Annotated in this window: 11 protein-coding genes and 1 pseudogene; 11 read left to right on the top strand and 1 reads right to left on the bottom strand. The window is 69.4% G+C overall.

The genetic code is table 11. The features are described from left to right. The 10 genes and pseudogenes from WEB03_RS13250 to WEB03_RS13205 all read left to right on the top strand — a co-directional run. On the top strand, positions 1 to 246 hold a 246-nt coding region (locus tag WEB03_RS13250), incomplete at its 5' end, for an NADH-quinone oxidoreductase subunit B (RefSeq protein WP_368071393.1). A 1-nt stretch (position 247) separates the two neighbouring features. Further along, positions 248 to 1,360: an NADH-quinone oxidoreductase subunit C gene (locus WEB03_RS13245; RefSeq protein WP_368071392.1), complete on the top strand. Its 1,113-nt coding sequence runs from the start codon at positions 248 to 250 to the stop codon at positions 1,358 to 1,360. After that, on the top strand, positions 1,357 to 2,538 hold the full coding sequence (locus WEB03_RS13240; protein WP_368071391.1) for an NADH-quinone oxidoreductase subunit D: 1,182 nt from the start codon (positions 1,357 to 1,359) through the stop codon (positions 2,536 to 2,538). Before WEB03_RS13245 ends, WEB03_RS13240 begins: the two co-directional genes overlap by 4 nt. A gap of 68 nt (positions 2,539 to 2,606) precedes the next feature. Next, positions 2,607 to 3,659 (top strand): NADH-quinone oxidoreductase subunit NuoH, encoded by a 1,053-nt coding sequence (nuoH, locus tag WEB03_RS13235; RefSeq protein WP_368071395.1) that lies wholly within the window; start codon positions 2,607 to 2,609, stop codon positions 3,657 to 3,659. After that, positions 3,660 to 4,271: pseudogene (locus WEB03_RS13230) on the top strand (NADH-quinone oxidoreductase subunit I); the annotation flags it as partial. Between the two features lie 799 nt (positions 4,272 to 5,070). Then, the gene (locus WEB03_RS13225) at positions 5,071 to 5,742 is read left to right on the top strand and encodes an NADH-quinone oxidoreductase subunit J (RefSeq protein ID WP_368071390.1); all 672 of its coding nucleotides are present in this window, start codon (positions 5,071 to 5,073) and stop codon (positions 5,740 to 5,742) included. Further along, positions 5,739 to 6,050 (top strand): NADH-quinone oxidoreductase subunit NuoK, encoded by a 312-nt coding sequence (gene nuoK, locus WEB03_RS13220; RefSeq protein WP_368071389.1) that lies wholly within the window; start codon positions 5,739 to 5,741, stop codon positions 6,048 to 6,050. Before WEB03_RS13225 ends, nuoK begins: the two co-directional genes overlap by 4 nt. A 24-nt stretch (positions 6,051 to 6,074) precedes the next feature. Continuing rightward, positions 6,075 to 8,213: an NADH-quinone oxidoreductase subunit L gene (gene nuoL, locus WEB03_RS13215; RefSeq protein ID WP_368071394.1), complete on the top strand. Its 2,139-nt coding sequence runs from the start codon at positions 6,075 to 6,077 to the stop codon at positions 8,211 to 8,213. 118 nt (positions 8,214 to 8,331) lie between these two features. Further along, positions 8,332 to 9,867 carry a NuoM family protein gene (locus WEB03_RS13210; RefSeq protein ID WP_368071388.1) on the top strand — a complete coding sequence of 512 codons (1,536 nt, stop codon included), beginning with the start codon at positions 8,332 to 8,334 and terminating at the stop codon, positions 9,865 to 9,867. Positions 9,868 to 9,928: 61 nt separating this feature from the next. Beyond that, positions 9,929 to 11,395 carry an NADH-quinone oxidoreductase subunit N gene (locus tag WEB03_RS13205; RefSeq protein WP_368071387.1) on the top strand — a complete coding sequence of 489 codons (1,467 nt, stop codon included), beginning with the start codon at positions 9,929 to 9,931 and terminating at the stop codon, positions 11,393 to 11,395. Here the strand turns inward: WEB03_RS13205 and WEB03_RS13200 are convergent, their stop codons facing one another. Next, on the bottom strand, positions 11,396 to 12,139 hold the full coding sequence (locus tag WEB03_RS13200) for a DedA family protein (RefSeq protein ID WP_368071386.1): 744 nt from the start codon (positions 12,137 to 12,139) through the stop codon (positions 11,396 to 11,398). 355 nt (positions 12,140 to 12,494) lie between these two features. Here WEB03_RS13200 and WEB03_RS13195 point away from each other — a divergent pair, with 355 nt between their 5' ends. Continuing rightward, positions 12,495 to 12,746, top strand: a complete 252-nt coding sequence (locus WEB03_RS13195; protein ID WP_368071385.1) for a hypothetical protein — start codon at positions 12,495 to 12,497, stop codon at positions 12,744 to 12,746. The last annotated feature ends 64 nt before the right edge of the window (positions 12,747 to 12,810 follow it).

Genomic DNA, 12,810 nt, shown 5'->3' with positions numbered 1-12,810 from the left:
TGCGCCAACTGCGGCGGCCCGTACTGGGACAGCTACTCGGTCACCAAGGGCGTCGACCAGATCATCCCGGTCGACGTGTACGTGCCGGGCTGCCCGCCCCGCCCCGAAGCGCTGCTCGACGGGATCATCGCCCTGCAGGACCGCATCCAGGGCGAGTCGCTCAAGGAGCGGATCGCGGGCCGCAAGCTCGACCCCCTCACCATCGGTGAGGACACCTCGCCCCCGACCGTCACCGCCGGAGCCTGATGTGGCTGGTTCCGTCCTCGCGCGGCGCGACCGCGCCCTCACCCCCGACGAGCAGGTCGCGCTGTTGCGCGACCGCCTCGGCGACGACGCCGTGCTCGACGTCACCGACGCCTACGGGGTCCTGACCGTCCACGTCGATCCCACCCGCTGGGTCGACGTCGCCGAGCGCTGCCGCGACGAGGAGCTGCTCGCCTACGACCTGTTCGATTCGGTCTTCGGCATCGACGCCCGCGACGAGGGGTTCGACGTCGTCGCGATCCTCTACGCCACCTCCACCGGCACCCGCGTGGCCCTGCGTGCGCGCGTGCCCGGCGGTCGCGACGAACCGGTCATCGCCTCCCTGACGGGTCTGTTCCGCGGCGCGGACTGGCACGAGCGCGAGACCTGGGACATGTTCGGCATCGAGTTCGAGGGGCACCCCGGGCTCGCCCCCCGCATCCTGACGGTCGAGAACTTCGAGGGCTGGCCGCTGCGCAAGGACTTCCCGCTCGCCACGCGGGCAGCCAAGCCGTGGCCGGGCGTCAAGGAGCCCGCCGAGCTCGACGAGGACGGCAACGTGATCGAGCGCGAACCGCGCCTCGGTGACGCTCCCGGCCCGTACGAGCTCGACAAGGCCATGGCCGAGCAGGCCAAGCTCGCCAACCCCACGCCCGAGCCCGCGACCGCGTCGGGCGATGCGGTCGAGGACCGGGCCGAGGACGCCGACCAGGCGGCCGACTCCGGCGCCGTGCTCGCCGGTGACACCGAGCTCGAGGCCGAGCGGGCCGAGGCCCAGGCCAGCGACGCCGCCGTGGACGCTGCAGCCGAGACGGCGACCGACGAGCGCGACGCCGCGGAGCAGCGGGTCGAGGAGCGCGCTCCCGAGGGCCAGACCGACCCGGACGCGGCGTCCGCGGCCAAGGACACCGCCGACGACGCGCGCAAGCGCCAGGCCGAGGCTCGCGCCCAGAAGGCCGCCGAGCGCCGCGAGGCCGCCGAGGCCGAAGCCGCCGCCGCGACCGGCGGAGCGACCGCGTCCGAGGCCGAACGCGGCGGCGAGGCATCCGAGGATGGCGGCGCCGGCCAGCGCGGAGACGAGCCCGACGGCACCGACACGGACGAGGATCGATCGTGAGCGACCTCTCCACGCGCGAGCAGCTGCACCCGGGGACCGCTCCGGGCGAGACCGTGGCGCTCGAGATCGTCGACCGCAGCGACTTCGCCACCCAGGACATGTCGGTCTCGATCGGCCCGGCTCACCCGGCCACCCACGGCGTGTTCCGCATCGTCCTCGAGCTCGACGGTGAGCGGGTCAAGGCCGCCCGGCCGGTGATCGGCTACATGCACCGCGGTTTCGAGAAGCTCGCCGAGCACCGCGACTACCGCCAGATCATGGCGCTGGTCAACCGCCACGACTGGCTGTCGGGCTTCTCCAACGAGTTCCCGGTGGCGCTCGCCGTCGAGAAGATGATGGAGTTCGAGGTCCCCGAACGGGCCCAGTGGATCCGCATGCTCATGGCGGAGTGGAACCGGATCCTCAACCACCTGATGTTCGTCGGCTCGTACGCCATCGAGCTCGGTGCCATCACGCCGATGTTCTACGCGTTCCGCGAACGCGAGGACATCCAGCACCTGATGGAGTCCGCCACGGGTGGCCGGCTGCACTTCACCTACAACCAGGTGGGTGGCGTCAAGATCGACCTGCCGAAGGGCTTCCTCAAGCGCTCGGCCGAGCTGTCGACGCTCGTCCGCAGCCGCCTGCAGGACTACGACGACCTCGTCCTCGGCAACGAGATCTTCCAGGGCCGCACCAAGGGAGTCGGGCCGCTTCCGACCGACGTCGCGCTGTCGCTCGGTGTGACCGGGCCGACGCTGCAGGCCACGGGGCTGCCCGAGGACGTGCGCGTCACCGAGCCCTACCTGCTCTACGACCGCATCGACGTCCCGGTGCCGGTGGGTGAGAACGGCGACTCGTTCGACCGCTTCTACGTCCTGCTGCGTCGTATCCGCGCCTCGCTGGACATCATCGACCAGATCCTCGACCACATCCCGTCGGGCCCGGTCAACAGCAAGCTGCCGAAGATGGTCAAGGCGCCCGAGGGCTCCACCTACGTGCGGACCGAGAACCCGCTGGGTCAGCTCGGCTACTGGCTCGAATCCGATGGGGGTCGGACCCCGTGGCGCCTCAAGATGCGCACCCCCTCCTTCTCCAACGTGCAGGCGATCCCGTACCTGCTCGAGGGGGTCCTGCTGCCCGACGCCATCTCGGTGCTCGGGAGCGTCTTCTTCGTCGTGGGGGACATCGACCGATGAGCGACCTCTTCCTCGGCCGGTCCCTCGAGCTGATCACCCACGGTGTGCTCGGGCAGGCCTCGTCGATCATGAACGTCGCCGACAGCTTCTGGCTGTCGGCGCTGCTGAAGGTCGCGTTCATCCTGGGGCTGTTCTTCGTGGTGCCGCTCGTCGGTGGCTACCTCGAGCACAAGGTGATGGCCCGCATGCAGCACCGTCGCGGTCCGGTCGAGGCCGGTCCGTTCGGGTCGCTGCAGCTGGTCGCCGACGGGATCAAGTTCATCCAGAAGGAGGACATCATCCCGGCGGCGGCCGACAAGTGGGTCTTCTCGCTGGCCCCGGGTGTGGCGCTCGTCCCCGCGATGCTGATCTTCCTGGTGGTCCCGCTCGGCCCCGGCGTGTGGGCCGAGGATCTCGAGCTCGGGCTGTTCTACGCCCTCGCGATCAGCTCGATCACGGTGCTCGGCATCCTGATGGGTGGCTGGGCGTCGGCCAACAAGTTCTCGCTGATCGGTGGCATGCGCGCCGCCGGCCAGCTCATCGCCTACGAGCTGCCCCTGTTCCTCGCCGCGGTGGCGGTGGCGGTCCAGGCCGGCACGCTGTCGCTGGTCGGCATCGTCGAGGCGCAGAGCACCTTCATGATCGCCGGGACCGACATCAACGTCTGGTTCGTCTTCCCGCAGATCCTGGGCTTCGGCATCTTCTTCCTCGCGGCGATGGCCGAGCTGTCGCGTCCGCCCTTCGACATGCCGATCGCCGACTCCGAGCTGGTCTTCGGCTACATGACCGAGTACACGGGCATCAAGTACGCGATGTACATGCTGACCGAGTACGCCGGCATGATCACGATGTCGGCACTGATGGTGGTGCTGTACCTCGGTGGCTGGCAGCTGCTGCCGGGCGTGCCCCTGCCGGGCTGCGACGGGGCGGGCGGCCTGTTCGACTGCGGTGTCCTCGGGACCCTCGGCGGCGTGGCCATCACCCTCGGCAAGGTCCTGCTGCTGGTCTTCGTCTTCGTGTGGGCGCGCGTCGCCTACCCGCGCCTCCGCGAGGACCAGCTCCAGCGGATGGCGTGGCTGGTGCTCATCCCGCTCTCGCTGGTCAACCTCGCCGCCGTCGCCGTGCTGAAGGTGGTCCTCTAGATGTCCGTGACCTCCACACCGAACTCGCGCGAAGAGCGCGGCGGCAGCAACCCGCCGGGTGTCGGGCTCCTCAAGGGGCTCGCCGTCACCATCAAGCACCTGTTCAAGCGCCCCGTGACCCAGATGTACCCCAAGGAGCGGCCGGTCCTCGCGCCGCGCACCCGGGGCGTCATCGCGCTGATGGACGAGAACTGCACGGTCTGCATGCTGTGCGCCCGCGAGTGCCCGGACTGGTGCATCTACATCGACTCCCACAAGGAGACGGTGCCGCCGGCCAAGGAGGGCGGCCGCGCCCGCACACGCAACGTCCTCGACCGGTTCGCGATCGACTTCTCGCTGTGCATGTACTGCGGTATCTGCGTCGAGGTGTGCCCCTTCGACGCGCTGTGGTGGAGCCCGGAGTTCGAGTACGCCGAGTACGAGATGCCGCGCCTGATCCACGAGATGGACAAGCTGCGCGCGTGGGCCGACACCGTCCCGCCGCCGCCGGCGCTCGACGACGGCGCCGACACCATCCCCGAGGTCGCTGCCGCCATCGACAAGGTCGAGCAGGAACGCGAGCTCGAGGCGGCCAAGGCGGCCGAGGCCGAGCAGGCGAAGCAGGCCGCGGACAGCGGCGCCGAGGGGACCGGTGACGCCCCGAAGGCCGCGAAGAAGGCCGAGATCAAGGTCGAGAGCAAGGGCGAGATCGACCAGGAGACCTTCGATGCGCTGATCGCCGAGGGCAAGTCCGAGCGCGTCGCCCGGTCGAAGGCGAAGGCCGCGTGGGTAAAGAAGGAGAAGGCTCGCCTGCAGGCCGAGCAGGATGCGGCCGAGCCCGCCGAGGCCGAGGCCGCGCCGGCTGCCGCCCCGAAGGCCGCCGAGATCGAGGTCGAGGCCGGCCAGATCGACCAGGAGACCTACGACGCGCTGATCGCCGAGGGCAAGACCGAGCGGATGGCTCGAGCCAAGGCGAAAGCGGCCTACGTCCGCAAGGAACGCAAGCGGCTCCAGGCGGAGCAGGACGCCGGTGGCGCCGCCGCCGCGGACGACGCGCCCGCCGCGGAGGCACCCGCCGATGACGCGCCAGCCGCCGACGACGCGCCGGCCGCCGATGCCGCGCCGGCCGCCGATGACGCTGCCGACGACGTCCCCGCCGCTGAAGCCCCGGCCAAGCAGCGGGTCACCGACGTCCACGTCGAGGCGACCGGCGAGATCGACCAGGAGACCTACGACGCGCTGATCGCGGAGGGCACGTCCGACCGCATCGCGCGTGCGAAGGCCAAGGCCGCCTGGGTCAAGAAGCGCAAGCAGGAGATCATCGACCAGGGGGGTGAGGCATGAGCGGCGCCGGATGCCCCCTGTGGGGTCCTGAGGGGCCGTCGCCCCGGGCGCGGGGCGCTGCTCATCTGGCGGTCTCGGAGGGATGGATATGACCGGGCACGACGTCGTCTTCATCCTGGTCGCGCTGCTGACCGCGGGCGCCGCGGTCAAGACGGTCACCTCGACCAACCTGGTGCACGCCGCGATCTACCTGGCGACCACGCTCGCCGGGATCGCCGGGGTGTTCCTGGTCCTGGCCGCCGACTTCCTGGCGCTCGTGCAGCTGGTGGTCTACGTCGGCGCGGTCGCGGTGCTGTTCCTGTTCGGTCTGATGCTGACCCGGGCACCGATCGGCCGCGAAGCGCTCGACTCCCAGAACCGGGGACTGGCCCTGGCGGTCAGCACCGTGCTGTTCGTGGTGCTCTCGGTCCTGATCGTGCAGGCGTTCGGCGACGTCCGCGTCGCCGAGGTCGCCGGCCCGAACATCGCCGACCTGGGTCTGGCCATCTTCGCGGCCTGGGTGCTGCCGTTCGAGCTCCTCTCGATGCTGCTCCTCGGGGCGCTGATCGGCGCGATCGTGCTCTCGCGCCGCGAGACCGGTGAGTCCGGTGTCGAGGCCGAGGTCACTCGCATCGAGCTCGGTGACGCGCCGTCGACCGAGCACGACCGGCGGGACGGGGTCGCCCCGGGCTCGGGGCGCGGGAAGCTCGATCCGGTGGCCCGGGCCGAGTACCCCGAGGCCACGACCGGGACCGCACCCGGCGGGAAGGACCACGCGTGAGCCTCGTCGGACCGCTCCTGCTGGCCACGTTCCTGTTCTGCCTGGGCGTGTACGGCATCATCGCGCGGCGCAACGCCGTGCTCGTGCTGATCAGCGTCGAGCTCATGCTGAACGCGGTGAACATCAACCTCGTCGCGTTCCAGAACCTGCTCTACCCCGGCGAGCCGCTGTTCTCGGGGCAGATCTTCGCGCTGTTCATCATCGCCGTCGCCGCCGCCGAGGTCGGCGTCGGTCTGGCCATCGTCTTCAACCTCTTCCGCAACCGGGCATCGGTCGACGTCGACGACGTCGATCTCATGCGCTGGTAGGGGGCCGCCAACGTGGGAACCGTGATGGAGTACGCCTGGCTGGTGGTGCTGTTGCCGTTGGCGTCCGCCGTGGCGATCAGCCTGTTCGGCAAGAGTTTGCCGGGCAAGGGCAGCGAGCTCGGTGTCCTGTCGGTCGGGATCGGCTTCGTGCTGTCGATCCTGATCGCCTGGGAGACGTTCACCAACAGCCAGCTCGAGCCGCTCGAGCGCGCTTTCGCGTGGTCGCCGCTCGGGGGTGGGTTCGTTCTCGAGCTCGGCATGCTGGTCGACGGCCTGACCGCGATGATGCTGCTGCTGGTCACCACCGTGTCGCTGATGGTGCACATCTACTCGCGCGAGTACATGAAGGGTGAACCGCGTTTCACCTACTACTTCGCGATGCTGTCGCTGTTCACGTTCTCCATGCTCGTGCTGGTCATCGCCAACAACACCCTCCAGGCCGTGGTCGGCTGGGAGCTGGTCGGCATCTGCTCGTTCCTGCTGATCGGCTTCTACTGGGAGGAGAAGTCGAACCAGGACGCGGCCAACAAGGCGTTCCTGACCACCAAGTTCGGCGACGTCGGTCTGATCGTGGGGGTCATCGTCCTGTCGGCGGGGATGTTCGAGACGACCGACACCCCGTTCAACATCCTGCAGACCACCGAGGCCGCCGCCAACGGTGACCTGCCGATGGGCACCATCGTGCTCGGCATGTTGCTGATCTTCCTCGGCTGCGTGGCGAAGTCGGGTCAGATGCCGCTCCACGTGTGGCTGCCGGACGCGATGGCCGGTCCGACCCCGGTGTCGGCGCTCATCCACGCGGCCACCATGGTCACCGCCGGGGTGTTCCTGATCGCCCGCCTCTACCCGGTGGTCGCCCAGTCCTACGCGGTCATGGCCACGATCGCCATCGTCGGCGTGATCACCCTGTTCTTCGGCGGCCTGCTCGCCGTCGTCCAGGACGACATCAAGAAGGTTCTGGCCTACTCGACCGTCTCGCAGCTCGGCTACATGATGGCCGCGCTCGGGATCGGTGGGTACACCGCCGGCATCTTCCACCTGTTCACCCACGGCTTCTTCAAGGCCCTGCTGTTCCTCGGCTCCGGGTCGCTGATCCACGCGGTGCACAGCAACAACATGTCGGACATGGGGGGCATGCGGAAACCGATGCCCTACACGTTCTGGACGTTCATCATCGGGACGTTGGCGCTCGCCGGGTTCCCGTTGACCGCCGGGTTCTTCAGCAAGGACGAGATCCTGGTCTCCGCGGGGATCTTCGCCGCGAACGGGTACGTGCTCGGCGACGTGGTGTTCTGGCTCGGCCTGCTCGCCGCGTTCGTCACGACCTTCTACATGGCCCGCGCCTGCTTCCTCATCTTCGGTGGCGAGCACCGCGGTCACCACGCCCCGCACGAGTCCGGCCCCCAGATGGTCGTCCCGCTCGTGGTCCTCGCGGTCCTGTCCATCGCTGCCGGCTACATCGGCTCGCCGGTGTGGCCGTCCGAGGAGGCCAACTTCGAGCAGTGGACGGCCACCGAGCAGCTCGAGGGTGCGGTCTTCCCGTTCATGGCGGGGGCGGCCGAGTACGCCGAGAGCCACGGTGACGACCACGGTGAGGAGGCCGCATCCGGCCTGCTCGGCGGCGGCATCCTGGCGGCGTCGCCCGCGGACGACGTGCTGGCCGTCGAGGGCAGCCCGAGCGTCCTGCACGGCCCGCCGAGCTGGCACTTCGACGTGCTCGCCTACGCCCTGGTGGCGTTCTTCGCGGCGTTGGCCGTGGCGTGGCGGTTCTACGGTCGCGGCCGGCCCGAGCACGATCCGATGTTCCGCATGGGACCGGTCACCAAGGCGCTCGTGGCCAAGTACGGGTTCGACACGTTCGGGTACCGCTACGTCGTGGTGCCCATCCGTGACCGGCTGGCGCCAGCGGCCAGCCGTTCCAGCAACGAGGGGATCGATCGCGTGGTCGCCGGTGCGGGCGGTGTCACCCGCCGTGCCGCCCTCGCCACCTACCGCGTCCTCGACCAGCGGGTGATCGACGGAGGCGTGAACGGCGCCGCCTTCAGCGCCGCCTGGTGGTCCGACCGACTCAAGCGCGTGCAATCCGGAGACGTCCAGCGCTACGCCGCCGCACTCGTGGCGGGCGTGGTGATCCTGGTCGTCGTGTTCGCCGCCGGCCGTTGACGAAGACCCGACCGACGCGTCCACACCGGACGCCACCGACCTGGTAACCCGCCGGCCCACGCCGGCACGGTGCCCGCAGGGGCACCCGCACCGAGAGGTGCGGGCAGGAGGAGAGACGATGAACCCGGACACCGCAGGATGGGCCCTGACGGTCGCGCTGTTCCTGCCCCTCGTCGGGGCGGGACTGCTGGCGCTGATGCCGGCACGGCTCGACCGTGAGATCCGGTGGGCGGCGGTGGGGATCACCGCCGTCGCGTTCGCGCTGGTCGCCGTCATCACGGCGAGCTTCGACTTCAGCCGGACCGCCGAACTGCAGTTCGTCACCGACGTGAACTGGATCTCGGCCATCAGCGCGAGGTTCATCCTCGGGATCGATGGCATCAGCCTGCCGTTGTTCTTCCTGACCTACCTGCTGACGCTGCTGTGCGCGATCTACACCACCAAGATCCTGCCGGCACCGGGCAAGCCCAAAGGCTTCCTCGGTCTGATGCTGCTGCTGCAGACCGGGATGGCTGGCACGTTCGTCGCCTTCGACCTGATCCTGTTCTTCGTGTTCTGGGAGCTGGTCCTGGTCCCGATGTTCTTCCTGATCGGGATGTGGGGTGGGTCGCGCCGCGACTACGCCAGCGTCAAGTTCTTCCTCTACACCCTGTTCGCGTCGGTCTTCATGCTGGTCGCGTTCCTGGCGGTCTACTTCCAGGCGGGCGCCGAGACCTGGTCGATCATCGAGCTGTCCCAGATGGGGACGATCGGGTCGCGCACCTTCCAGATCTGGGCCTTCGCCGGCATCTTCTTCGGCTTCGCGGTCAAGGTCCCGATGTGGCCGTTCCACACCTGGCTGCCGGACGCCCACACCGAGGCGCCGACGGTCGGCTCGGTCCTCCTGGCCGGCGTCCTGCTGAAGATGGGCACCTACGGCTTCATCCGCATCGCCCTGCCGATCCTGCCCGAGGGCGCGATCGCCTTCGCGCCGGTGATCGGCGTGCTGGCCGTCATCGGCATCATCTACGGGTCGCTGTGCTGCCTGGCGCAGACCGACGTCAAGCGCCTCATCGCGTTCTCGTCGGTCGGTCACATGGGGTTCGTGATGCTCGGCGTCGCCGCGATGAACGAGGCCGGCATCCAGGCCGCGCTGTTCGGCAACATCGCCCACGGCGTCATCACGGGCATGCTGTTCTTCCTCGCCGGATCGCTCCACGAGCGCTACCACACCCGCGAGATCGCGGTCATCGGCGGCGGCATGCTCACCAAGCTGCCGAGGTACGGCGTGATGCTGACCTTCGTCGCCGTCGCCTCGCTCGGGCTGCCGGGTCTGGCCGGGTTCTGGGGCGAGTTCACCGCCATGTGGGCGGCGATCAGCCCCGGCGGTGGCCTCGACGCGCAGTACGGCGGGCTCTACCTCGTCCTGGTCGTCTTGGCGGCGATCGGCACGGTGCTGACGGCCGGCTACTTCCTCTGGATGCTGCAGCGGATGAACCTCGGTAAGCCGCTCGACCGGTGGCGTGACGAACCCCTGGCCGACGTCATGACCGTCGAGTGGGTCTCGTGGACGCCGCTGCTGTTCCTGATCGTCGCGCTCGGGATCTTCCCGCGCCTGCTGTTCGGGGTGCAGAACGACGCCGTCGCCGCGCTGATGCGCGCCGTCACGGGCTGACCGACCCCGACCGACACACACACACCCGCCCACCCGGGCACGAGGATGAGGACGAGGTCCGATGTCCATCGACTTCCTGGCCATCGCGCCGGAGCTCGCGCTGACCGTCACCGCGTTGGTCGTGCTCGCGCTCGACCTGTCGCTACGAGGTGACGCCAAGCAGCTGGTCAACCCCGTCGCCGCCCTCGGTACGACCGTCGCGCTCGTGTTCGCGATCATCCTCTACGGCCAGGAGCGCGAGACCTTCGGCGGCAGCTTCGTGGTCAACGACTACGCGATGATCTTCAAGCTGCTGTTCCTCGGCAGCCTGCTGGCCATCCTCGCGATCTCCTGGCGGTTCTTCGCCGAGGGCCGCTACTTCCAGGGCGAGTACTACTTCCTGCTACTGACCAGCTTCATCGGCATGCTCGTCATGCCGTCCGCGCGCGACCTGATCCTGCTGTTCATCGCGCTCGAGACCGTGTCGATCCCCGCGTTCGTGATGGCTGGGCTGCGCAAGCGCGACCTGTACTCCTCCGAGGCGGCGCTGAAGTTCTTCCTCATCGGCGTCCTGTCGGTGGCGCTGATGCTGTTCGGCATGTCGATGATCTACGGCTTCGCCGGTACCACCGACCTCGCCGGGATCGCGGCAGCGCTCGAGGGGGACGTCGCCTCGACGCCGCTGCTGCTCGCCTCGGTGATGCTGGTGATCGTCGGGTTCGGCTTCAAGGTCTCCGCCGTCCCGTTCCACTTCTGGGCGCCGGACACCTACGCCGGCGCACCGATGCCGGTCGCCGCGATGCTCGCGGTCGCCTCCAAGGCCGCCGGGTTCGCGGGTCTGGTCGCGGTCGCGTTCATCGCCTTCGAGCCCGTGGCCGACGTGTGGGCGCCGGTGCTCGGCGTCATCGCCATCGTGACGATGACGCTCGGCAACCTCATCGCCCTCCAGCAGCGCGACATCGTGCGCCTGCTGGCCTACTCCTCGGTCGCCCAGGCCGGCTACATGCTCATCCCCTTCGGGCTGGCCCGGCCCGGCGCGGACGCGGTCAACGAGGCCGCCATCCAGGCGGTGCTCTTCTACCTCGTGGCCTACGCGGTGATGAACATCGGCGCGTTCGCCGTGGTGATCGCCGTCAACCGCCGTACCGGGCTGCGGTCGATCGACGACTACGCGGGCCTCGGTTCGCGCAGCCCCTTGCTCGGGCTCGGCCTCGCCGTGTTCCTGCTGAGCCTCGGTGGCGCGCCGGCGACCGTCGGGTTGTGGGCGAAGTTCGCGATCCTCGAGGCCGTCACCGTCGACGTCACGGTGTTCGGCATCACGCTGGCCGCGTTCCTGGTCATCAACTCGGTCATCGGCTTCTTCTACTACCTCAAGGTGGTCAAGACGGTCTGGATCGACGGCCCGCGGGTCGACGCCCCGCGCCTCCAGCCGGGCTTCAGCCTCTCGGCGGTCGTGGTCGTCCTGATGCTCGGGACCGTGCTGCTCGGTGTGCTGCCCGGTCTAGTCACCGATGGCACCTCGATCTCGTCACTGGTCGCCACGAACTGATCACTCGATGCCCTCGCGTTCGAACTCGCGCTGCACCCACGTCGTGAACCACGTGGACAGGCCGAGCACCACCACGATGGCGGCCGCCGTGAACCACCAGCCGCTGCGTGCGTAGGTCTCGCCGAGGCCGTACCCGACCCCGAGGGTGATGGCGAACACCACCACGGCACCGGCGGCATCGGCGAGCAGGTAGCGCAGCGGCCTGACGTCGGTCACGCCCGCTGCGGCTGCCAGCAGGGTCGGAGGCAGGCCGCCGACGCGTGCGAGGAAGGCGACGATCGGGCCGCGCCCGACGAGCGCCCGTTGCCCCACCTCGATCTTCTCCGGCGGGGCGATGCGGTGCAGCCAGGCTGGGCCGGTCCCCTCACGGAGCGCCGTCCGGTGCACGCGGCCGAGCAGGAAGAAGACCCAGACCGCGGCGACGAAGAACGGGAACGCGGCCACGAAGAGCAGGACGGGGGAGGGCCGGCCGAGCCGGAGCAGCTGGGCGCCGGCGCCGAGCATCACCTCACGTCCGGGGCGCAGCGCGATGATGAGCGCGTACTCGCCGTCCGACACGTCACCACGGAGCAGCCGGGTCAACAGCGGCAGCGCCAGGATCGGGACGACGTAGCGCGCCACCGCCAGCCACAGCACGACGCGGGCGAACGTGGGGGAGTAGCGGCGTTCGCCGCCGTCAGCCGTGGCGGGTGCGGGAGCCGCGGCGCCCGCGTGATCCTCGGGCCGGGGGTCGGGGTCGGTCAACGCGGGTCCCTCTCGGCCGAGCGGCCATCGCGACGGTGGGAGCGCGCGGTCGGACGGTGACGTGGCGGTCGCGGTCGAAGCGCGAGCTCGGTTCGGTCGCGCCGTGGGCGGGGCGGGCAGCGTAGTGGGCCGGATGGCGGTGGCCGTTCGTCCGTCCTCCCGTCCCTTCGGAAGCGACCGCGGAACCTGCGTGGCGTCTAGAACAGGGGGTGAACGCGTCGCTACCGCACGCGTGCCCCAGACCAACGGAGGACCACCGTGTACATCGGACTCGGCACCCTGCTGCTCATCATCATCCTGATCATCATCTTCCTCTGATCGCCACCGTCGACGACCCAGCGAAGAGGAGCCCGACGTGGCGAACTTCAAGGACGACACCGAACAGGTGAAGCGCGAGTACGAAGGCCTGTCCAACTCCACCCAGATCTTCATCTGGGCGCTCGTGGGACTGGGCGTGCTGCTGGGTCTGCTCCTCGGGGGCGCCATCGGCTACGGCGTCTCCGTCGAGGAAGTGGACGGCCGCGACTGCATCGAGCACGACGACGAGACCTACTGCGCCGGCGATGAGGCCGCGCAGGCCGAGACCGAGGACGAAGCCGAGGAGTGATCCTCGCACCGTCGCACGTGACACCGGTCAGCCCCCGCCCTCACGGCGGGGGCTGACACGTCTC

Source organism: Nitriliruptor sp., assembly GCF_040882075.1.
Taxonomy (GTDB): domain Bacteria; phylum Actinomycetota; class Nitriliruptoria; order Nitriliruptorales; family Nitriliruptoraceae; genus Nitriliruptor.
Note: the sequence above shows the minus strand (reverse complement) of the source record. Positions and strands in the feature narration are given on the sequence as shown.